This window comes from Rubripirellula tenax, assembly GCF_007860125.1.
Lineage (GTDB): Bacteria > Planctomycetota > Planctomycetia > Pirellulales > Pirellulaceae > Rubripirellula > Rubripirellula tenax.
Genome location: NZ_SJPW01000006.1, coordinates 697,569 through 718,302, shown reverse-complemented (window position 1 = coordinate 718,302; position 20,734 = coordinate 697,569). Strand labels below are relative to the sequence as shown.

Here is a 20,734-nt window from a genome sequence, read left to right as displayed (position 1 = left end):
GACGGTCTCCGCGACCCGATCCGTGCATTTTGATTCTCACAAATCACAACATGACGTGCAACCAAAAACTAAAAACCTGTTCCTCCAAAGCCACCCCGAAGCGCAGCGTTGTAAGTCTGATAACCATCGCATGCACCGGAGCGGCGGTGGTCAGTTTTTCCGTTTACTTGCAAGTCTTTCGCCGCCGCCCGGTGATGCGTACCGTTATCCCAACTAATGCGCGGAGGTGCCGACCGATCTCGCTTCGTAGCGGTTCGATCCGCAGCACCCGACTGCCGGGGATGTCGGCCGACTTTGCTTCAAAGGGTTTTCTCGAAATCACGTCCGAACGTGACGTACCGCATCGCCGGAAAATCTCTTGGTCGCGCTGATCTATTTTTTCCGGCGATGCGGAACGTCACGTTCTCCAATTTGCTGCCAGCGTTTCCCCATGCCCGAAGCTTGCGGTTCGTTTGGCATTGGAATGGTTTACTCCGCTGCAAGCTGCCGAAACGCGGACACTCTCGCCAATGGCTCTTTTTGTCTTTTCCCACCGGGCATCGCCATTGGCGAGAGAGTCCGCGTTTCGGCTCCCTTCGGTCGCCGTGCCCGACCCGCTGACGGTCGGCAACGCTCGAAACTTGCCGCACGATTCAATGCCCGCTATGCTGTGAAACGGTGGTCGCAACTGCACATCGCTGATTCAACGCTCGATCCAATGCAATGGGATAACCACGGCATGCACCGGAGTGGCGGTGGTGCGGTTTTCTCGAATTCACGACGTTCGCCGCCACCCGGTGATGCCAACCGTTCCCCCAACAAATACCTCTATCTCGACCTTCACACTTGAATCGTCAAAACGCAATGAGCGAGCCGATCCTCTACGTGCTTCAGCCCGACTACAATGAACACGATACTCTCTCGTTTGTCGTATCCTATTTGGTCGATAGAGAGCCGGTTTATCCACCGTCGGCGATTGCATTTCAGGACTGTTTCGACCGCAAGCCGTTGTCCGAGGGGTGGATTCCGCCTTCGGTCATTATCGAACGGGACGAACAGCGTACCGACATTTATGAGATCGAATCGTGCTTTGCCGTCAATCAGAAAGCAAAACACGCTCTGTCACCACTCATTGGTGAACACGTTGAATTCCTGCCCGTCGGTGTAGTTGGCGAACGGGGCGTCGATTCAGGCGGAGAAGACTATAAACCAATCGCGGAACCACAAGAGCTCTATCTTCTGAATCCACTTGTAGAGGTTGAACTTGGAAAAGGTAGCATCTCGCACAAGATGGCGTACCGATACGTCACAAAATACGTCTTCGATCCAAAAGATTTGTATAGCGTGCCGATCTTTCGCGCGAAGGAAGACTTGTGCATCTTGGCAAGCGATTCCTTTCGGCAACTCGTGAAATCAAAAGGGCTTCGTGGCTTGGCTCTTGAGGATGAGTTTGAGTGGCATGCATCCGCCGCAGGGGTCGCGGCGGCCACTTCGACCACGCCAAAGAAGAAGCCACCGAAACAAGTTGATCCGCCGGAGTTGATTCCGGAAGATGAGTTGTCGGGTGTCAAGCAGATGACAACCAGTTGGTGGGAAAGCGTTCAGGATCATTGGTGTTGGGCTTGCGATGCAACTAGAGCGCGCGACGGCAATGTGGACCAAAAGCCGAAGGTCTACAAACCGATCAACGAGCGCCAACTGGCGACGCTGCGGAGAAAGGTCGGCGGACGACTACCGTCGGAATTTGAACATGTGCTGACGCACTACGCTCGCAAGGTCAGTTTCTCGTGGGATCTAATGGAAAGCCCACTTTCTGATGACTTTCCGGACGAATTGCGAGAATGCTGTGGCTGTTTTGCAGACCTTTGGGACGTTGCCACTTTACCCGAGTTCGCTGTAGTTGCAGCAAAGAACTGTCAATCCGAAATGCCCTATTTTCATGAAGCCTTCAATCAACGACTACCATTTATCGAAACAGGAAATGGCGACTACATCGCCTTCGACATGCGAAATGGAACCGAGGAATGCCCGATTGTCTATCTCAGCCATGAAAACGACGAGAGTCATAACCGAGTGCTAGGTCAAAACTTCGTAGAATTTTTGCTGCGATGGAGTGGTGTTGGTTGCGTGGGGCCGGACTTTCCATATCTTGAAGCGTTCTACGATGCTCGAAAGAAGCGAGTCCATTGCCACGGCCGCAACGCCAAGAAGTGGCGCGACCTAATGGCCTCGGGCGTATAGCGATGCAGCTATGGAAAAGGGGGAACCAAGCCATGCACCGGAGTGGCGGTGGTCGGGTTTTCTCGAAGTCACGTCGTCCCCCGCCACCCGGTGATGGCAAACGTTACCCGACACAGATTGTCTTAATGCTTTCACTGCTCCTCTGCTTGATTGCTTCAGTTCCCCCGACATCCATTGGCCAGCCTATTGCCGAAGCTGCTGCGGACGAGGCAGGGCTTTCACACTTGCTTGCGCTAACGCTGGAATATGACGATTCGCCTGACCCTCGCTTCGTGGCGATCTTAAAAAATCGCTCAAGCACAGACCTAAATATCGTGGCTAGATTCGCGGAACTACACGGTACTTTCCACATAGTGGCAAACGGCGGGACGGAGACCGAGCTTTACTTGCCTCGCTATCGTTTGCTTCTTCTCACATCGACGTGGTTCGACCCCACCAACAAAATGCCCGCTGACGCGGTTCATCGCTGGGACGTCCGACTCAGTGAATTGGTTGATCTTCATGGTAGGCCGATGCCCAGGCGGCAAATTCTAGGTAGCAAAGTGTTCCTGACGATCTCTCGGGTTGCTATAATTCCATCTGGACTTCAAAGTTCTTTTGTCTCGAACAATGCAATGCAGCGTTCAACGCCAATTCGAATCCCAGACGGCGGGTAACCAAGTCGTGAACCGGAGTCCGCGAAACGGCGTTTCCTGAGATCAGAGTTAACCGCGCGGACCCGGTTACGACCACCGTTCGCCGACAGACGAGATGTGTCACATGAATCCCCCCAATTCGGACATTCCAGATCATCTCAAGATTCGTTTCTGGCGTCGTCTGAAATGTCGCGTTTCTTGGCTTGCCGCCAAACCGGAAGAACGACACGGCTGCATCCGGATCGCTCGTCGCGGTGGGTCTTTCTGGTTTCATTCGACGAACTTTCTACGATCGACCGTCCAGGGGGCGTACCTGCGTTGCCTTCCCATTGACGACGCTGATCTGGAGGCAATTGGAACTTTCCGGCATTGCGAGGCACTTGACCTCGGCGGGACATGCATCTCCGACCACGGTATTCGATACCTGTCGCGAATGGAGAGTCTCCAATACCTATTCTTGTGGCACACTCAAATCTCTGATGCTGCGATTGATTGGATTGCTAAAATCCCACAGCTGAGAATGCTATCAGTGTGCAACACGTCAATCTCAATAGATGGCGTGGACAATCTACACTGTAGCCTGAAAGACTGTTTGCTATGCCTGGACGATGATCATTACCGTTATGGACAGCTGCGTGATCTGGATGCACTACGCTCCTTTGCCGAATCTTGATTGCGGCGAACCATCCGATGCACCCGAGTCGCCGAGTCGGGCGTTTTGACAATGGAAGATCTCCCGCGGCGACCGGGTGATCGGTAACGTTCGTCGACTGGGCGCTACGGTATGCGGCGGATACGCCCGACATCCACGCGATTGGCTTCCGCATCGATCGAATAGATCGAATAGATCACTCTCAGTGGTGGACGGTCTATGTAGAACATTCCTTCGTTGAGAGGCATACCATTCCCGATTGGATCGGATTCTAGTGCTCGGTCGATTTGGTGTGTCGCGTCTATGATTGCGACTTTGTCATTTCCGGCAAGGGATTCCGCTGCAACTTCCTGTGTCGCATTCTCTTCCCAATAGACATTGTACTTCACGATTGCTCCAGCGAACGGAGACGCGTCACAACTTCATCGGTTGTGTGGCGTTTGCCGTCACCTGCAATGCGCTCTTTGGCGATTCGGATGTCTTCATCACTTGGGGGACGCATAAGCGTTCCGAGTCGCTTGCCATTGGCATCGACAAACTCGACGGATTCGTTCGATTCGGCGAGCAGTTTGGCTTGGTCGTTCGTTGCTACTACCTTTACCATAGGATTCTCCGATATTGCTGACGGACACTCCATTGTATCATGCCCGCATGCCGCTGCACAAATGCGGCGAACCAAGCGATGGACCGAAGTCGCGGGTACGGCGTTTAGAAATGGTCACCACATTGCCGCGACTCGGTCATCGCGGACGTTATCGCTTTTGAGTTCACGAATCATGGCTCAACCGAAACTCGATGAAGACCTGTTGCAGCGCCTTGCAGCACTGGCGGCGCGGCTAGATGGCGGCGACGAAAATGCCGACGCTTCAATTCTTGCCGAGTTCAATCAATTGGCTGGTACAAGCATTCCGTTTTCTGAGTTCCAAGGAATCTACGGGGCAGAAGAACACATTGACTATGTCCGTCGCGTGTTGACTGATCGCGCCACGGAAGCTTTGCCGGGGTTAGAGCGTGACGCCCTTGCCACTATGTTTGCAAAAGTACTCGCCGACCCATGCGACAACGCGTATCTGCAGTACGTCTTCACAACGATCAAAAAGACACTTGGTGACAATCAGATTTCCGATTTGGTATTTTGGCCGGGCGAGTACTTCGGTGACGGCGACAATCAACGTGAACTCACTCCAGAACTCATGGCGGATGCTGTACTCGAACGCTACGCCAAACGACAATCGCGATAGCCATAAAATGCACCCGAGTTGCCGATCGGGCGTTTCTTGAAATCAAAGTCACTTGGCGGCAACCGGGTGATTTTTGTCGTTCCCCGACTGAAATTGATGACCACAAGACGCACACCGACTCAACGTTACGCATCCTATGCTATTGCGACGTTGCTGATTTGCGCTGCTCTATTCGGACTGCTATACAACGCAGGTTCACTCTTTGTTGCGTTTCAAGGTGCGTTCGACGAATCGCCGGACATTGCTCAATTGCCCCACTTTTTCACTGCGTTTTACGTAATGTCCGCGATTTGCATCGTCTGCTACATCTCGATCATCGTCGCTTCCGTTGGGCTCTGTCTTGGCTCCGCGACCTGTGCACGATTACTTGCGATGTTGCTGCTGTTTGAAGTTCTTTACTTTTTCGCAATTGGTGCGATGTGGAATCTACCGAACGCGGGTCGGGGAATTGGAGCCGCAACAGGGATCGCAAACGGCGGACTTATGGCTCAATTCATCCTCCTAATGCCGATTTGGATACCAATTGCATTTGCTTTCCTTGGGCTCTACCGCCAGAATCCAGTGTTTGCTGCTGATGGAACGCTGACCTCAACACCATCACTAGGCGGCGGGGAACCAAACGATGCAACCGAGCGGCGAAGTCGGGCGATTTGAAGTGGTTGATCTTCCGTCGCCGCCGGCTGATCGTAACCGTTATTTGCCCCATGGTGACTGATGTCGCGATACAAGACATTCACAATTGCGATTCCTACGGACGCCGATGGATTCGTCGGCCGCGCTTGTGATGCGCCAGGTTGCAAGCAGTACTTCAAAATCTATGTCCCAGACCACGGCGACTATCTTCACTGCCCGTATTGCGGTGTTCGGTTCTCACGCAACAGCCTCTTCACTTCGCCGCAATTGAAATATGCCAAAGAAGCGGCAATTGAAGAAGCTCGCGTTTACGCGATAAACGAATTCCAAAAAATGTTCAAGAACGCGTTTCGCGGGTCAAAGAACATCACCTATAAACCAGGACGCCAACCGACCAAGCGAGCGGTTCGCCCCGACTACGTCGAACGCGAAGTCGATACTGAATTCCATTGCGCGGAATGCTCGATACGATTTCAAGTGTATGGAATCTTCGGCTTTTGCCCAGGCTGTAGTTGTGAAAACCTCCAGGTCTACGATGCCAACTGGGCCAACATCAAACGCAAACTCGACACTGAACCTGATAAAAATCGTCAACGACGTCACGCCTATGGCGACCTTGTCTCCACGTTTGAGGTCTTCTGCAATCGCAAAGCGACTCGCGTTAGCAGCGAAAAGGGTAACTTCCAAGTCCTGTTTGACGCTCGCAAATACTTCAAGGATCATGCGGGCGTAGATATGCTGGCAAGCGTCACGGGCAACAATCTTCTGGCTCTTCGGCGTGTATTCCAAAAACGGCACGTCTGCATTCACGCTGGCGGTGAAATCACTGACCGTTACATAAAAATGATCCCAGAAGATGCAAAACTCCTTGGCACAAAGGTCGTTCTCACCGTTGAAGAATTGGAGACTGCGGCAACCGCAATGCGAATTGCATTGGGCGTACTCGTCAAATCAATCGAGCAACCCGGATAGGCAAATAACGATCCAATGCACGCGAGTTGCGGGTCGCGCGTTTCCTGATAGCAAGTCACTTGGCCGCAACCGCGTGATTGGTAACGTTATCCGACTGAAGTGTAACGCGTGATCGTCAATCCATACGAACCGACGACGTCGCACTCTTCAGTGACGCCAGGCATGCACTGGTGCGTTCGATCGCTCGTGATTGCACTCACGCTGTATCCGATTGTCGCTGCACTACTCGTTTACGTCGTTGTAACGATGGAATCATCGCTCGGAATGCGGGGAGCTAAGCTCGGCTCATTTAGCACACCACTTGGCATCATCTTTAACGTGTCTGCGGTCCTGACGATTGGGTTCCTGCTCTGGGCACCGGCCGGATTTGTCGCTTCGTTCTTCACTGCGCGGGCGATCAACCGCCCTGAGAAAGCATCGCTTTTCCCTGCTCTCTACTTGCTGGCGTGCATCTCCGCGTTCTTCCTCGCACAGATTGACCCTGGTGGTTACTTTACCTACTATTTTGACTGACTCTGGCCTTACCGGAATTCACTGGACGGACTAAAACCGCGGATCTCCAGGAACACCACCCACTTCCCACCCGTGAGCGGGGCAAATTGCGTTAAGATGGGAAGCTTGCGGCAGCGGGCGAATGTTCCTCCACTGCCACCCCGAAGCGCAGCGTTGTAAGTCTGATAACCATGGCATGCACCGGAGTGGGGCTTGCGGCCGTTTTCTGATGGTTAACTTTAATCTCCCCACCCGGTGATGCCGGTCGTTATCCGACTGAAATTGCTGTGGCCGCACACGTGAATCCATACGAAGCACCACACCATGGGACGCTCGACTTTACACGGCGCGGTATCACGCTCATTCCGCGTCCTCTTGCCGCGCACACGCGAAAGGTCGTCAACCGCTTCGGGCTGTTCCAACTTGTCTGGCCGATCGCTGTTGCGTATTGGACCGACACGTTTGTTCTTGACTTCTGGGCGTTGTTCATCGCAACCAACGGCTTGCGCGTTACGCCCGCGTCATTCAAACGTTTCCCATGGACCGCCGTGATGTGTTTTGTCTACCCCGTTGCATTTGTCGTTTCCGCGACCACTCATGACCCTTGGGATATTTGGAACTGGATTCCTTCTCGGCTCTCGCCGGTGCTCCTGATGCAACTTGCCTCGGCTACCTGGGCCGTATACGCTATTTGGTGCATCCTGCGATGCTACTTCTCGCACCAACGCATCCCAGACGGCGGATCTCCAGGAACACCACCCACTTCCCACCCGTGAGCGGGGCAAATTGCGTTAAGATGGGAAGCTTGCGGCAGCGGGCGAATGTTCCTCCACTGCCACCCCGAAGCGCAGCGTTGTAAGTCTGATAACCATGCGATGATGACGGAGCGGCGGTGGTCGCCGGTCTGAAGTGGTTAGTCAACTGCCGCCGCCCGCATATCGCTACCGTTATCCGACTTGGCGTTGACGAAACGCACATTCTCTATGTATGACGATCTCAGCTTTCTCGTCGCGGGGAAGATTTGTACCAAACTGGAGAATGAAAATGGATTTGAATCCCGGAGGACTTGTCGGTGGCCTAGTCGGTGCTGGCGCAGGTATTGCTATTATGTTCGTTGCTTCTAGCGCAGACGGCAACCAGCCTAGGGGCAAGGGACTGATTCTGTTCGTTACCGTCGGAGCGTTCGTCGGAAACTTTGTCTGGGGTAAAGTTTTTCCCAAAAAGCAAGTTACCGAATCGGACGGGCAAAGCCCTAGCGTCGAGAATGTTCGTGACGACGAATACCGAAACGCAGCCTGAGAATCGCATTGCAATGAGCCCGATGCGATGGTGCCCCGCTGCCATCGCATGCCTGTGGTTGCAATTCAGATTTGAACCAAATACTGCGGATCTCCAGGAACACCACCCACTTCCCACCCGTGAGCGGGGCAAATTGCGTTAAGATGGGAAGCTTGCGGCAGCGGGCGAATGTTCCTCCACTGCCACCCCGAAGCGCAGCGTTGTAAGTCTGATAACCAAGACATGCACCGGAGTGGCGGTGGTCAATTTTTCCGTCTGCTTGCAAGCGTTTCGCCGCCACCCGGTGATGTCAACCGTTACCCGAATGACGCCACTCCAAACTTAAACGCGAGCAGCAGATGACCGAAACTATTCAGGCGTCGCGGCATCGTTTTCCGTACAAGAATGCTTTCCTCGGCTTTATACTCGTCATGCTCGTTGCGAATGTTGCAATTCTGGTGGCAGACGGTGACTACGGTTACCGGAAATATACGAGCATCGTGGTAACGCTGATGCTTCTTTTCAACCACGTTGCGTTTCAATACAAACTGCCTAAACCCTTTGGCACCCTTGCTAAACTGCTTGCATGGACGTGGCTCAGTATTGGGTTGGTGTATATTGGTACTGTTGTATCTCGCTGATTAGAATCACGTGTCGCGTAGCCGAACGACATACTTCGTGTTCGCCAAAACGCGGGTAACCATGCCGTGAACCGGAGCGGCGGTGGTTAGTTTTTTCGATTGCTTGCAAATCTTTCGCCGCCGCCCGGTTACGGCTACCGTTATCCGACTGATGCGCTCGAAATGAATCAAAACCCCTACTCTCCCTCTTCGGTGGACGGCCAATCACTCCATGCAGCGGAATCTACTCGCCATCACCGATTCACGGTTACCCTTCTTGCCGTTTTGTCGGCACTTGCAGCTTGGCGAATTATTCCGATGTTTATCGGGTTTCTACCTGCGTCGATTGCGATTTCTTACTGGCTGTGTGTGTTCGCGCCAGTGTGCTACTTCTTGGCTATGTCAATTTTTGTTGTTTGTGTTGAATATAGACCGATCCCGCAGTTTTTTCATCGACTTCCTGTTCTCTTGCTGCCGTCTGTGCCCTTGTCTTTGATCCTTATGTTCCGGATGTTCCAACACTTCACCTCTTCATTCTTCGGTGACATTACCCTGATCGTCATTTACAACGTCTGCGTTCTCGTTGGGTTATCTCTTCTCTTTCCCTTCTACGCTTTTCTAGCGTTTAGGCGTTCACGCTCCCTTGCCCGAGTCTGAACGGATAACCGCCCGCTAGACTGGGGCGACGTGGTTACTGCTGCCCAGCGGTCGGCCGATGCCCGCCCAGTACGGCGGATAACAAACACATGCACCGGAGTGGCGGTGGTCACGTTTTCTCGAAATGACGTCAATCGCCGCCACCCGGTGATGTGAGACGTTCGCCAACGAAAGTTATGCCCCACATCCGCGTAGAATTGACTCTCTTGCCAGAATCGCATGGAGGACGACGCTCTAGCGTTGCATCCGGCTATCGCCCCCAGTTGTACCTGCTTGGCGATGATTGGGACGCGGTTCACGACTATGGGAGCATTGAGAAACTAGTTCCCGGACAGCCAACAATCGCAGAACTGACGTTTCCGAATCCGAAGAATCACATCGACCGATTATTTTCCGGACTTCCATTCCTGTTGCGCGAAGGAAACCGGACGATCGGGTACGGTCGCATTCTACAGGTGCTCGACACTGAGCTGGAACGAAAGAAGGACCACCGAAACGAGTTCTATTTCAGTGACGACGCGGTCGGAATCTTTGCAACTGACATCCCGCCGTTGTGCGAGGGCGAATACTCGTACGAACCGTACCGCGGTTCTGGCCACTACGAAATGCAACAATCACTTTCCAATGGCTCATCGCCTCTATGTCACTGCTACGATGGTTCCGTTAAAATTGCGTTCAACATTGCTGGCTGCCCGCGATATGGCGTTGTAGAACTGGCAAACGTCATACGTGAATCATGAGCTGGCGAACCATCGCATGCACGGGAGCGGCGGTGGCCAGTCGGTTTTGGAATCAATATCAACTCCCGCCGCCCCGTGATGCGGGGCGTTCGCCGACTGAAGTAGTTCGACGGCTTCGGTATTCACGCGGTTTTCGCGAATCTGGACCGATTCTCTACGGCAAGGTAAGATGGTAATACCCAACCGCCACAGGTGACTTATGACTGTCGAACAAGCCATTTCTGATATTGCATCACTCCCATTGGAGGAGCAGTTGTTAGTCGTGCAAGCAATTTGGGACCGTATGCCGCAAGACGCCGGTACATCACTGACTAACCAGCAACGCGCTGAACTCGACCGACGCTTGGCGAACTACCTGGAAAATCCCGATTCCGCGCTAACCGAATCGCAGCTACGCAAACAAATCCGTGATTCCCGATCGTGATGGATGTCCGCTACGCCAGGGAAGTTCGCGACGATTTGCTCGTCTCGATGGCTTGGCTGGATGAACGTTGCGATGGCCTGGGCGACCAATTGGAAACGGAGTTCTATGCTGCAGTATCGGTCGTCCAGGAACGGCCACACTCGTTCGCTTCGGATCATACTGGATACCGACCTAGCCGACTTCGCCGGTTCACCGCCGTCCTCTACTATCGAATTGAATCTGACGTCATTATCGTGATGGGATTGTTTGTCGGTGGTCGCGATGAGTCTCGACTTCAAGATCGCGGCGAACCATGAATTGCACCGAAGTACGGGTGGTGCGATTTCTGGCCATCGCAACATCGTTCGCCCGTACTCGGTGAATTCCGCCGTTATCTGAACTGGCATTGCGATGAATACCGACGATCTGATCTCAGCTTGAATTTGCGGACTCCCGCGTTGCGATCCGCGTCGACTCGTCGATGCTCTACTCATGGCGTGGCCTTTAATGCTACGCTGATCCTCGATTGGTCTTCACTGGCTCCCGCATTGCGGCCCGCGTCGGTCCTTCGCTTCTCTGCTCTTGCATGAGCTTCCATTCCGGTTGCGTCATTCCATATCGCTACGTGGTCAATCTTTACTTTTGTTCGACACGGATGCGCGATACGGAACGTCGCAACTCTCCATTTCACTTCTCCGACGCCCGGCCGGCCTTACAGGGGACGGGGGGGAGGCGTTTGGTGATTCGAACTTTTCATCCGATGGTCCGTGTGGCAACGGAACCCGCATCACCAATGGCCGATTTGTCTATTTCTTTGACGGTCTGGCCATTGGCATGCGGCTTCCATTGCCACACTGCGGTTCCTTTGCTTCGTCGCTCCAAACACGGATTTGGTTGCCCGCCGGCGGAGTCGCCGCTATGATCGAACAGATCGCCGACCGATACTCGCTTCCGATCCAAGGCGCAGATAACCATTGCATGCACCGGAGTACGGCTTGCGCGGTTTTTGAAGTGGTCAATCAATACTCCGTACCCGGTGATGCACGACGTTATCGGACTGACGTCTCAGGTGTTTCACGCGTTCGCTCGCACTAGCGATTGCTGCAACGCCTGATTGGAAATTTGTCGTTCGGCATTCGCGTTAGCGAATTTGCGAGTCAAACGCATTGATCCTCCGTTTGCGATTTCCTCCCTCCAAGCCGCTCGCAATTCTTGAACGTGTTCGCTGTTTTCGTTTGCTGATCAAGCGACAACGCTTTTGATCCTTCGTTTACCGTCAACAAGCACTGTCGGATGACAATTGCCGTTTTACTGCCGACCCGGTCAACGCCCAATTGCTTGCCGCGTGAACCAAGTCCCGCTAAACTGTGGCGGCGTGGCAACCGCTGCCCGATGCTCGACCAATGCCCGTTCATAAATGCCGATAACAAACACATGCACCGGAGTGGCGGTGGTCACGTTTCCTTGGAATCACGTCAATCGCCGCCACCCGGTGATGTGAGACGTTATCCTGCTCAATAGATGCCTGACACTTCATCAATGCACGAGCGTTTGTCGGACCTCATCTGGGAAGCGCAGGGCGAGACCGATCACGACGTTGCAAACCGCCTATTTGTTGACGCTGAACAGCTCGCGAAACAGATTCTCGATTTGGAACCGAACGATTCTCGTGCCACGTACGCTATTGCGCTGACTTGGTACCATCGCTGGCCGCCAGCAGATCGCCAAAATTGCGTCGAGTGGTTACGTAAAACTGAACAGATTGATCCCGACTTTCCCTGGGTACCGCTTTATCTTGGATACCAGTTTTTTGACGCTGGAAACTACACAGAAGCATTTCAACAGTTCAATCGCGTGGATCGGGAATTCTTCGCATCAATTGATCACCACTGGCGAAATCTCAAAACCGACGAACTGATGTTGGTATGCCAAATTCGCGGTGAACTTGACGCCCCGGATATTGCTACCTTGACTAAACTTGCGTCAAATTACATCAATGCAGATGAGGAGGACCGGGCAGTACCAATGGAAATCGTTAATGCAACCATGGCTCCCGAACTTCGTAACCGCTTCAATGCTGATCCGGCATTGGTTGCCGAGCAGGTTGTTCGGCTAATTGTCGGAATCGGAGATCAAAACGTGTTTCCGGATCAACTTGCACAACTTCAATCCGCTGCCGCAACCGCAGGATAACAAAAAAATGCACCCGAGTCGCGAAGTCGGGCGTTTTGACTATGGAGAATCTCTCGTCGCGACCGGGTGATTTTAGACGTTATCCGACTATCAATGAATGCAGCTTCCCTTGTTCAAGATCTTCTGGATGTTTTCCCCGAACGCATGCTCGGTGACAGTGTCTCTTGGGACGAATCGGTAGTTCTAGACGCATACGGAGACGCAGAAGAACGCCTCGCGGCACGAAAATCAGATCCAACAGTTGGAATCACATGGACAGATTTGATTGGAAACCAAATCCTTCTGTCTCGTATAGACCGTGCCAATGGAGGGTTCTGCTTCATGGACGAAGGCGCCAAACAATTCTATATACCCGCCGCAATCGCAACGCTGGTTTCACAACCAGAGCCTGATTGGTCGCTTTCCTACACTATTGCCTATCAACTGGAGCACGGCGATCCGGGATTCAATATCTTGCAGTTACAAACTCTCTTGAAATGCACGCTTTATCTGAATCGCCTTGTTGACGACAACGGAGGGCCCGTTGATACTTGTTGCACTGCGATGCACCAACAACTCGATTCCGAACAAAACCCCTTTCCGTCACAACGTCGGATAACAATATGATGCACGCGAAGCCGCCGACGGCGCGTGTTTTGAAGCAATGATAACTCCGGCGGCTCGGTGATCATTGCCGTTATCGGACTGACTCCGCAGATGTTCCGCTTATTTGCTTGCACAAACGATTACTGCAACGCCCGATTGGAAAGTTGTCGTTCGGCATTTGCGTTAGCGAATTTGCGATTCAAACGTATTGATCCTCCGTTTGCGATTTCCTCCCTCCAAGCCGCTCGTAATTCTTGATGGTGCTCGCTGTTGTCGTTTGCTGATCCAACGACAACGTTTTCGATCCTTCGGTCACCGTCAACAGGCACCGTTGGAAGGCAATGCCCGTTTACTTGCCGACCCGGTCAACTCCCGATTGCTTTCCGCGTGAACCATCGCCCGCTAAACCGTGGCGGCGTGGTCGTCACTGCCCGGCACTCGATCAACGCCCGTCCATAAATGCCGATAACCAACACATGCACCGGAGTGGCGGTGGTCGCGTTTTCTCGAAATCACGTCAATCGCCGCCACCCGGTGATGTGAAACGTTATCCGACTGACCCAAAGCTACGCTTGAGCCCTTCACATCGCATTATTAGCTCCTTCGTCCTGCGGTGCATCATTGCCGTTGCCTCGCTTGTCTTCGCGCTTGACCTACTTGCATTCTCGTTGCTTGCTGGATTACTCGGCTACTTCTCGGGCATCGCTCGACCCGTGGCTGTAATTTCCAGCGTACTCTTCGCGATTGGGGGCATTACGTTCGCCGTCGCGTCATTCCTAATCGTCTTCATGCCTGGAGCACTGTGTCAGACCGACAGGAATCATACGACGGCAACTCGCTCGGATCGCATTGCGGGCATGGTCGTTGGCTCGATTGGTGGATCTCTGGTTGGTCTTATCGCGTTCATTTGTCTGCTTTCGTTTCACGGTTCAATCGACGTTGCGTTGTTCTCGTTTCACGCTATTCTTGTAGGGTCGGCGTTTCTTGCTTACTGCTACCCGAATCCAATGTCTGAGCTTTCGCTCGATTTGGTCGATGGCGTAAAGCAGCTGCTCGATGGCATATTCGGATAACCAAGACATGCACCGGAGTGGCGGTGGTTGCCGTTTTCGTCTGCTTGCAAGCGTTTCGCCGCCACCCGGTGATGTCAACCGTTATTTGTGTCGAAATCATATGAACTTAACTGAATTCAAGCAGATTCCTGAAGCAGGACGGTCCGCTGTTCTGAAACGACTCTCGTATCGCGAACGCGAGATTGTGAAGCTTCTCTCCGGACTTGGCGACGGATACGACTACACACTGGAAGAGGTTTCACATGTGTTCAAGGAAACAACAGAGCGCATTGAAGAATTCGCGTCTGAAGCGATGAGGAAAGCTGAACGTTGGCTCGCTACAGGTATTGTTGACGCGGAAGTGGGCGAAGCACCGACCATGGAAACCGACTCTGTCTCTATTTGCATCGCATTGCCGGAGTTTTGTGATGAACAATTGGTTGGCGAGAAACTCGCCGAGCTTTACGTCGCCCTGAACGGAATGCACATCGGCGCAGGTGGTTCCGGACTGACTGTTCGCGAAGATCAATCAGATGCCGGAGTGATGACCTTGGAAGGAGCGCCCACACGATGAGCGATGAACAAAAGGAAATCATCCAGATCGGATTGACAGAGAAGGAGTCAGCCGACCGCGCAGGACTCGTCGAGGAACTGCTGACAGACCTCAAGGAAGCCCTACCAGGAGTTTTCACTGACTTGTCTAGCTCAGGCCGAACTTGGTTAAAAGGGAAGTCCGCGCAAGAAGCTGCGAGAGCGCAGCAAATCTTGTCCGAGGTACTTGATAAAATTGGAAGGCTCAAGCTCGACGAGCGGGAGCAAGATCATCGGCATCGGCAAGAATCAGAGTTGCACTCAATCGACGTGAAGCAGAAACAAGCGGAACTATATCTCTCCTCGCTCGAGCGCGCAACTAAGTTATGTCGCGAGCTAACTGAAATGGGCGTTGACGTGGATATCCGTGCTGTATTGGCGGGTATGGATATTCACATAAACAACCTTCCAGAGATCGTGTCATCAACAGCTGCTGTGCCGCGGATTGATGCCGAAAAAAGCAAATAACCATGTGATGCAACGGAGGACGGGTGGTCCGCTTTCTCGTCTGCTTGCAAGTCGTTCGCCCGTCCCCGCTGATCACTACCGTTCGCCGACAAACAGAGGATTCACCGTGTTCCGTACCACTTTGTTACTGTCACTTGTCTTCGCATACGGTTGCGGACAATCTGCCAGTACGCCCACGGATGTTTCTTCGACGATCATCGCGGATGCCGAGCCATCGCAATCGGTCAGCGCTATCAACTTTGACGAAGCAGGCGGGGTTGTTTCCCTGGATACCCGGATTCCACCCCGCCAAAGACAAAGTTTTGGTATCGGCCAGGGATCGGTCACGCTCGAGACGATCGAAGTTAAGGACAGTCATTTGACATTCTTATACACTCCGGAGATCGAAGGCGGATACACGACCTACGAGTGCACCGTTCCAGTCTCTGCCTCACCAATTACGATCAAGGTGAATAGGGACGGAACACCGGGCGCGACGTCCTTTGACCTTACAGAGTGTCGCGTCGTGAAATCTGGAAATTTACACTGGGAGTGAAACTCGGCGAACAATCGCATGCAACGGAGCCAGCGGTCGGGTCGGTTTTGAAATCAAAGCGTCTCGCGCCGGCCCGCTGATGCGTGTCGTTCCCCGACAGAGAGTGGCAGTCAAAACTGATGACTAATCCTGACACTGAGGAATCGACATCCTACACACCTCTTGGCGAGCGGATCAACCAAGACGTGATTCACGACAATTTCGTGCCCAAATATAGCGCTCTCGCAACTGCACCCAGAACAAAACTTGTACTCATTGGCGTTTGGCTGATCTTTTTGCCAATGTCTTTTGGCGTCTTCGCGTTGCCGATTTGTTTCTTGACAGGACACGATAACTCGTTCGCAAGCATCCTGCAGGGACTGTTGGTTACAGCGTTCGGTATGCTCTCGCTTGTGATCCTGTACTCGCAAACTCGGCGCTATTTGAAGAACGACGATGGAGATTGACGGTACACTTAAGCAGTGCCCCCGATCGCCGTGCAGACGAGAGCGGGGAACCATCCGATGCAACCGAGTCGCGGTAGCCGGGCGTTTTCAAATGGAAGGTCAACCGCCGCGACCGGCTGATCGGTAACGTTATCGGACTGACCCCTCAGATGTTCCGCGTGTTTGCTTGCACAAACGATTGCTGCAACGCTTGGTTTTAGGCGCGTCTTTCGGCTGTTGCGTTAGCGACTCGCCGATCCAAACGCCTTAATCCTCTGTTGGCGATTTGCTCCGTCCAAGCCGCTCGCAATTCTTGATTGTGTTCGCTGTTGTCGTTTGCTGGTCCAACAACAACGTTTTCGATCCTTCGTTCACCGCCATCAAGCACCGCCGGAAGGCAATGCCCGTTTACTTGCCGACCCGGTCAACGCTGAATTGCTTGCCGCGTGAACCAGCGCCCGCTAAACTGTGGCGGCGTGGTCGTGACTGCCCGGCACTCGATCAACGCCCGTCCATAAATGCCGATAACCATGCCATGCACCGGAGTGGCGGTGGTCACGTTTTTTTGAAGTCACGTCAACCGCCGCCACCCGGTGATGGCCACCGTTCGCCGACGGTCGTTGAATCTGCGCGGTATAACACTCACACGAATGCGTTCATCAAATCCGTATGCGCCGTCAACTCCGCATCAAACTAAGCCCGTTCGTATCCGCCGCAAGCGATGGCTGGTCGGCTTTTTGTCGGTACTGGCATGGTCGGTTGGCCCGCTTGTATTTCTCATCACTGATCGGCTTCTCTACTCCGACCCCGACATCATGGAGCGACTGTCGCGCGTGAACATTGGACCAATCATCGGGTTGGCCATTGCTGTCCCGGCAGTATTCGCAATTTGGTTCACTGCGAATGTCCTTCAATCGAATTGGCAGACCACCGGGTGGGGATTCAAACTGTTCGTGCTTTCTCCCGCACTTGTCGTCGCGTATGCTGTAGTGTCGTCGGTTTTCGGTACTTGACAACTGTTCTGCTTGATCCGAACGTTCGTGCCGATACCGGCGGCGAACCATGTCGTGAACCGGAGCGACCGGCAGCGAGTTTACAAATGGAAAGTTTTGGGCGGTCGCCCGGTTACGACTGCCGTTCGCACACCTTTCATGGCACCCGTTTGGTTTTGAACGCTATCACGGCCAGCGACAAACAAACTGCCGCAGCGTTTTCCGTTCGGGGTTCGCACCTGATGTTCGACAACCTGCGTCCGAATCAAACGTATTGCGATTGCTGCACAACACCGATTGCACTGCAATATGCAGAATCACTTGGTCGGTTTCGCCGCCGCGTTTGGCGCGCTGGTCAAATTGCGAACTGCGTTTGCCGCAATCCGTTGGGATGCTATACTCCGTGCCTCGTAAGAGCTTGGTGCAAGATCGCGTCAAAACCCGTGCGAACCATGCGATGATACGGAGCCGGGCTTGCGTGATTTGCGAAATGGAAAACTGTTCCTCCCGGCCCGCATATCGCTACCGTTCTGCCATCTGATCATGAAGACTCCGACTCGCGATGATTGCCGAACGGAAAACTGTCTCAACGCGGATGAGCAGTTCTCGCGAATCCTTCACCGATGGAGAGACTGCCCGTACGGGTCGTTCGATGACACCACAAGCAACCACGAGGCCTTACGCAGGGCGACTGAATTTCTGATCGGACGCGTTTTGAAACGTAGTTCGAATCCTTCACATCATGAGTATTGGTGCGACGGCACTGATTTCGTCCAAACGAATCGTGACGACCACCGATACTACTTTGGTGGCGCGTGCATTTTTTCCGATCGGCATGCAAACGCCATGTGGCTTGGCCCCTTCGAACTGTCATTAGCATACTCACCAACCGACTTTGGAATGCCCACTTCTGTGACGCTTCGCTTGGGCCACGTCTGTCGCGAACACACGATTTCTCGTCGGTTTCCTACTGGGCGAACCTACCGTCTTTACGCCATCGCCCACTCGCTCTTCGGTGATCGGCCATCTGACGACGCTGGGTGGGCAGCGAATGTCACACTTTGTCCGTACAATGAGGCAGAACAATGACATGCACGGGAGGACGGCTTGCGGCGTTTCTCGCAATGGATGATTCACTCTCCGTCCCCCGTGATGTCCGACGTTATCCCGACGAAAGCGCGGAGTGCCGACCGGATGCTTGCGATTGGGCTTTGCATCGCCCGAATGCCGGGTGTGCCGACTGGCTTTGATGCAACGGTTGTCTCGAATTGACGTACGAACACGACGTCCCTAATGCCCGAAGCAGTCGAGCTAAAGGCCTTCCTTCGAGAGCACTTCGATACGCGTGGATACGCTATACTGCGTTGGTTTCCGGCGCAAAAAAGCAAATAACCATCGGTTGCAACGGAGCGGCGATGGTCGCCTTATTTACTATGGTTCAGTCTTTCGCCGCCGCCCGCTGAACCGTGCCGTTCGCCGAATGAGTCCGAGCTAATGACCGTTAATCCGTACGAGACACCAAGGGCAACGGAAAAGATGAATAGCCGGAGCATCGCTGCTCACGGATGGATCGTACCCGGCGCAACTGCTGGATGGGCCCTCGGTTCATTGGCTCAGACCGGTTTTGAATCAACCGTTATGAAGGTTGCGTCTCAACCGAGCTTCCCTCTCCTCTTTGGACTTGTTTGCTTGCTGCTAACCGCTTGCTGGCGATTGCCCCGAAGATTGTTCGCGGGGCCGATTGCGCCATCCCGCGCCGCGAGCTTTGCAGGAGGGTTTGCAACGGTTGCGATCGCATACTTTTCGCTGATGCAACTTCACGAATTGGGGTTCTATGCTAACGGACCATCAACATTGATCACCTCATCGATCTATTACTCTCTGCTATCATTGTGTGTTGTCGGAGGAGTTGAATTGGAGGCGTGGATTTCTCGTCGGTCTATATCGTGGTAACATTGCAATCGGTCGGCGAACCATCGCGTGCACCCGAGTACGCGAACCGGGCGGTTTGAAGTGGAGAATCTTTCGCGCGTACCGGGTGACGCGTGACGTTCCCCGACTGAAGCATCGTCTTGAGAGATGGACGCGTCGCCATACTCACCACCGCATTACTCCGCTGAAACATCAATGCGATCCGCGACGCGTGCGCTCGATACCTTGACCTTTGCAATCAACTTTGCGTTTTCGACGATCTTTTTCGTCGCTTGCGTTGTCTCGATTGCTGCGGCAGACAATCCCTTCGCTTTCATTGGCGGTTTTCTCTTCGTGCTACCCGTTGGCTGCTACGCGATCGCCGAATGGGTATGCTGGTATCGGCAACGTCATTGGCTTTTTCGCCCGCTTGGCATCCTCAACCTACTGCTCGCCGCGTTCTTTGTATTCGGGCTTGTTACAAACGTCGGGGAGGCATTGCTTGCCGACGAGCCAATCGATCCCTGGTTCATCGTGATCTTTGGGATTGGCTTCGCAATTGTCGCCGGATACCTTGGTTGGTGCGGGTGGCGACGCTTTCGTGCCGCTTCCAGCGTACCCGATGCGATCCAAAACGGCGGGGAACCATGACATGCACGGGAGCACGGCTTGCGGCGTTGTTTGTAATGGATCGTCAACTCTCCGTGCCCCGTGATGTCTACCGTTCCCCGAATTAATAGTGATGAGCGATACGAACGTTGACACTTCATGGCCCGCAGGGGAAGCCACACTTCTCTGTCCATGCGGATTTGAGACGTCACCCTTCTGTTTCGACGAGATTCTCTATCGCTGCGAATCCTGCTGCACGGTTGACCGCCCGCTGCCAGTGCCGTTTCTGTTCAAGACGCCCAACTGCACTTCCTGCGGTCGGACATTCGCAATTAACGAACGAATTTCGGCATCGAACATGCGGCCTTGCTATTTGAATTCGACAGAATTGGAGAATGAACACGTTGATCTAACCGTTTGCCCACAATGCACCGCGAAGTCGATGGGACTGAACAGCCTTGGCGTACAATACATGAAGGGTGAAACAAACTGCGTTGTTCCAGATGCCGGACAGACGATTCACACACTGCTCTATCGGTCTGGCAAAGACTACTTCCTGTCTTCGCCGAGGCTTTCGTCGTGTTTTATTACTTCATATTCGATCCAGGACACATCTGCAAAAAAGCTTGGCAATGGCTACCACGAATTCGTTGTGTTGGATGTTGATGAGTTGAAACCGTGGTTGCATTTGCAGTATATTCGTCGTATCCCAGCGGATGAGTTACTTTAGACGTATATGACGGGGAACCATGCCGTGCACGCGAAGCCGGACTTGCGGCATTTTTCACGATGGAAAGTCGTCACTTCCGGCTCGGTGACGGCAACCGTTA

The 20,734-nt window shown here is 53.4% G+C and carries 24 protein-coding genes; 20 read left to right on the top strand and 4 right to left on the bottom strand.

Going from position 1 to position 20,734, the window contains the following annotated elements:
* Both Poly51_RS31090 and Poly51_RS23570 read left to right on the top strand, forming a co-directional pair.
* On the top strand, positions 1-217 hold a 217-nt coding region (locus Poly51_RS31090; protein ID WP_222435913.1), incomplete at its 5' end, for a hypothetical protein.
* A gap of 626 nt (positions 218-843) precedes the next feature.
* Positions 844-2,220 (top strand): SMI1/KNR4 family protein, encoded by a 1,377-nt coding sequence (locus Poly51_RS23570; protein WP_146460651.1) that lies wholly within the window; start codon positions 844-846, stop codon positions 2,218-2,220.
* Between the two features lie 1,412 nt (positions 2,221-3,632).
* Here the strand turns inward: Poly51_RS23570 and Poly51_RS23560 are convergent.
* Positions 3,633-3,896 (bottom strand): hypothetical protein, encoded by a 264-nt coding sequence (locus Poly51_RS23560; protein WP_146460649.1) that lies wholly within the window; start codon positions 3,894-3,896, stop codon positions 3,633-3,635.
* The gene (locus Poly51_RS23555) at positions 3,893-4,111 is read right to left on the bottom strand and encodes a hypothetical protein (RefSeq protein ID WP_146460647.1); all 219 of its coding nucleotides are present in this window, start codon (positions 4,109-4,111) and stop codon (positions 3,893-3,895) included. The genes Poly51_RS23560 and Poly51_RS23555 overlap by 4 nt, the downstream gene beginning before the upstream one ends.
* 172 nt (positions 4,112-4,283) lie before the next feature.
* On the opposite strand from Poly51_RS23555, the gene Poly51_RS23550 reads away from it, so the two are divergent.
* The 18 genes from Poly51_RS23550 to Poly51_RS23465 all read left to right on the top strand — a co-directional run bounded on the left by Poly51_RS23550 (position 4,284) and on the right by Poly51_RS23465 (position 16,413).
* On the top strand, positions 4,284-4,748 hold the full coding sequence (locus tag Poly51_RS23550; RefSeq protein WP_146460646.1) for a hypothetical protein: 465 nt from the start codon (positions 4,284-4,286) through the stop codon (positions 4,746-4,748).
* A gap of 96 nt (positions 4,749-4,844) precedes the next feature.
* Complete coding sequence (locus Poly51_RS23545; protein WP_146460644.1) at positions 4,845-5,402, top strand: hypothetical protein; 558 nt, start codon at positions 4,845-4,847, stop codon at positions 5,400-5,402.
* 60 nt (positions 5,403-5,462) lie between these two features.
* Complete coding sequence (locus tag Poly51_RS23540; protein WP_146460643.1) at positions 5,463-6,353, top strand: hypothetical protein; 891 nt, start codon at positions 5,463-5,465, stop codon at positions 6,351-6,353.
* A gap of 108 nt (positions 6,354-6,461) precedes the next feature.
* Complete coding sequence (locus tag Poly51_RS23535; RefSeq protein ID WP_146460642.1) at positions 6,462-6,866, top strand: hypothetical protein; 405 nt, start codon at positions 6,462-6,464, stop codon at positions 6,864-6,866.
* 266 nt (positions 6,867-7,132) lie between these two features.
* Positions 7,133-7,621 (top strand): cobalamin biosynthesis protein, encoded by a 489-nt coding sequence (locus Poly51_RS23530; protein ID WP_146460640.1) that lies wholly within the window; start codon positions 7,133-7,135, stop codon positions 7,619-7,621.
* 268 nt (positions 7,622-7,889) lie between these two features.
* Complete coding sequence (locus tag Poly51_RS23525) at positions 7,890-8,144, top strand: hypothetical protein (protein WP_146460638.1); 255 nt, start codon at positions 7,890-7,892, stop codon at positions 8,142-8,144.
* Positions 8,145-8,482: 338 nt separating this feature from the next.
* Entirely contained in the window at positions 8,483-8,764 is a 282-nt protein-coding gene (locus tag Poly51_RS23520) for a hypothetical protein (RefSeq protein WP_146460636.1), read from the top strand.
* A 99-nt stretch (positions 8,765-8,863) separates the two neighbouring features.
* A complete protein-coding gene (locus Poly51_RS23515) occupies positions 8,864-9,400 on the top strand; it encodes a hypothetical protein (RefSeq protein ID WP_146460634.1) in 537 nt (178 codons plus the stop codon).
* A gap of 206 nt (positions 9,401-9,606) precedes the next feature.
* The gene (locus Poly51_RS23510; RefSeq protein ID WP_186775756.1) at positions 9,607-10,140 is read left to right on the top strand and encodes a hypothetical protein; all 534 of its coding nucleotides are present in this window, start codon (positions 9,607-9,609) and stop codon (positions 10,138-10,140) included.
* A 199-nt stretch (positions 10,141-10,339) separates the two neighbouring features.
* Complete coding sequence (locus tag Poly51_RS23505; RefSeq protein WP_146460630.1) at positions 10,340-10,564, top strand: addiction module protein; 225 nt, start codon at positions 10,340-10,342, stop codon at positions 10,562-10,564.
* A complete protein-coding gene (locus Poly51_RS23500; RefSeq protein WP_146460756.1) occupies positions 10,564-10,860 on the top strand; it encodes a type II toxin-antitoxin system RelE/ParE family toxin in 297 nt (98 codons plus the stop codon). Before Poly51_RS23505 ends, Poly51_RS23500 begins: the two co-directional genes overlap by 1 nt.
* Before the next feature lie 1,204 nt (positions 10,861-12,064).
* The gene (locus tag Poly51_RS23495) at positions 12,065-12,736 is read left to right on the top strand and encodes a tetratricopeptide repeat protein (RefSeq protein ID WP_146460628.1); all 672 of its coding nucleotides are present in this window, start codon (positions 12,065-12,067) and stop codon (positions 12,734-12,736) included.
* Between the two features lie 93 nt (positions 12,737-12,829).
* Entirely contained in the window at positions 12,830-13,342 is a 513-nt protein-coding gene (locus tag Poly51_RS23490) for a hypothetical protein (RefSeq protein ID WP_146460626.1), read from the top strand.
* Positions 13,343-13,860: 518 nt separating this feature from the next.
* Positions 13,861-14,394 carry a hypothetical protein gene (locus Poly51_RS23485; protein ID WP_146460624.1) on the top strand — a complete coding sequence of 178 codons (534 nt, stop codon included), beginning with the start codon at positions 13,861-13,863 and terminating at the stop codon, positions 14,392-14,394.
* Between the two features lie 100 nt (positions 14,395-14,494).
* On the top strand, positions 14,495-14,947 hold the full coding sequence (locus Poly51_RS23480; protein WP_146460622.1) for a sigma factor-like helix-turn-helix DNA-binding protein: 453 nt from the start codon (positions 14,495-14,497) through the stop codon (positions 14,945-14,947).
* Entirely contained in the window at positions 14,944-15,432 is a 489-nt protein-coding gene (locus Poly51_RS23475; RefSeq protein WP_146460621.1) for a hypothetical protein, read from the top strand. The genes Poly51_RS23480 and Poly51_RS23475 overlap by 4 nt, the downstream gene beginning before the upstream one ends.
* Before the next feature lie 106 nt (positions 15,433-15,538).
* Complete coding sequence (locus Poly51_RS23470; RefSeq protein WP_146459032.1) at positions 15,539-15,967, top strand: hypothetical protein; 429 nt, start codon at positions 15,539-15,541, stop codon at positions 15,965-15,967.
* A 119-nt stretch (positions 15,968-16,086) separates the two neighbouring features.
* The gene (locus tag Poly51_RS23465; RefSeq protein WP_146460619.1) at positions 16,087-16,413 is read left to right on the top strand and encodes a hypothetical protein; all 327 of its coding nucleotides are present in this window, start codon (positions 16,087-16,089) and stop codon (positions 16,411-16,413) included.
* Positions 16,414-19,492: 3,079 nt separating this feature from the next.
* On the opposite strand, the gene Poly51_RS30685 is transcribed toward Poly51_RS23465, so the two are convergent.
* On the bottom strand, positions 19,493-19,633 hold the full coding sequence (locus tag Poly51_RS30685; RefSeq protein ID WP_186775755.1) for a hypothetical protein: 141 nt from the start codon (positions 19,631-19,633) through the stop codon (positions 19,493-19,495).
* Between the two features lie 106 nt (positions 19,634-19,739).
* Positions 19,740-19,949 (bottom strand): hypothetical protein, encoded by a 210-nt coding sequence (locus Poly51_RS23460; protein ID WP_146460617.1) that lies wholly within the window; start codon positions 19,947-19,949, stop codon positions 19,740-19,742.
* Between the last annotated feature and the right edge of the window lie 785 nt (positions 19,950-20,734).

What these genes read in the sequence shown, in the direction of transcription:
- Poly51_RS30685 (WP_186775755.1), bottom strand. Translation starts at nt 19,633, where the DNA reads ATGAAAGCGAAGGGATTGTCTGCCGCAGCAATCGAGACAACGCAAGCG.
- Poly51_RS23555 (WP_146460647.1), bottom strand. Translation starts at nt 4,111, where the DNA reads ATGGTAAAGGTAGTAGCAACGAACGACCAAGCCAAACTGCTCGCCGAA.
- Poly51_RS23480 (WP_146460622.1), top strand. Translation starts at nt 14,495, where the DNA reads ATGAACTTAACTGAATTCAAGCAGATTCCTGAAGCAGGACGGTCCGCT.
- Poly51_RS23570 (WP_146460651.1), top strand. Translation starts at nt 844, where the DNA reads ATGAGCGAGCCGATCCTCTACGTGCTTCAGCCCGACTACAATGAACAC.
- Poly51_RS23550 (WP_146460646.1), top strand. Translation starts at nt 4,284, where the DNA reads ATGGCTCAACCGAAACTCGATGAAGACCTGTTGCAGCGCCTTGCAGCA.
- Poly51_RS23465 (WP_146460619.1), top strand. Translation starts at nt 16,087, where the DNA reads ATGACTAATCCTGACACTGAGGAATCGACATCCTACACACCTCTTGGC.
- Poly51_RS23460 (WP_146460617.1), bottom strand. Translation starts at nt 19,949, where the DNA reads ATGTCATGGTTCCCCGCCGTTTTGGATCGCATCGGGTACGCTGGAAGC.
- Poly51_RS23490 (WP_146460626.1), top strand. Translation starts at nt 12,830, where the DNA reads ATGAATGCAGCTTCCCTTGTTCAAGATCTTCTGGATGTTTTCCCCGAA.
- Poly51_RS23505 (WP_146460630.1), top strand. Translation starts at nt 10,340, where the DNA reads ATGACTGTCGAACAAGCCATTTCTGATATTGCATCACTCCCATTGGAG.
- Poly51_RS23545 (WP_146460644.1), top strand. Translation starts at nt 4,845, where the DNA reads ATGACCACAAGACGCACACCGACTCAACGTTACGCATCCTATGCTATT.
- Poly51_RS23520 (WP_146460636.1), top strand. Translation starts at nt 8,483, where the DNA reads ATGACCGAAACTATTCAGGCGTCGCGGCATCGTTTTCCGTACAAGAAT.
- Poly51_RS23525 (WP_146460638.1), top strand. Translation starts at nt 7,890, where the DNA reads ATGGATTTGAATCCCGGAGGACTTGTCGGTGGCCTAGTCGGTGCTGGC.
- Poly51_RS23475 (WP_146460621.1), top strand. Translation starts at nt 14,944, where the DNA reads ATGAGCGATGAACAAAAGGAAATCATCCAGATCGGATTGACAGAGAAG.
- Poly51_RS23495 (WP_146460628.1), top strand. Translation starts at nt 12,065, where the DNA reads ATGCCTGACACTTCATCAATGCACGAGCGTTTGTCGGACCTCATCTGG.
- Poly51_RS23540 (WP_146460643.1), top strand. Translation starts at nt 5,463, where the DNA reads ATGTCGCGATACAAGACATTCACAATTGCGATTCCTACGGACGCCGAT.
- Poly51_RS23500 (WP_146460756.1), top strand. Translation starts at nt 10,564, where the DNA reads ATGGATGTCCGCTACGCCAGGGAAGTTCGCGACGATTTGCTCGTCTCG.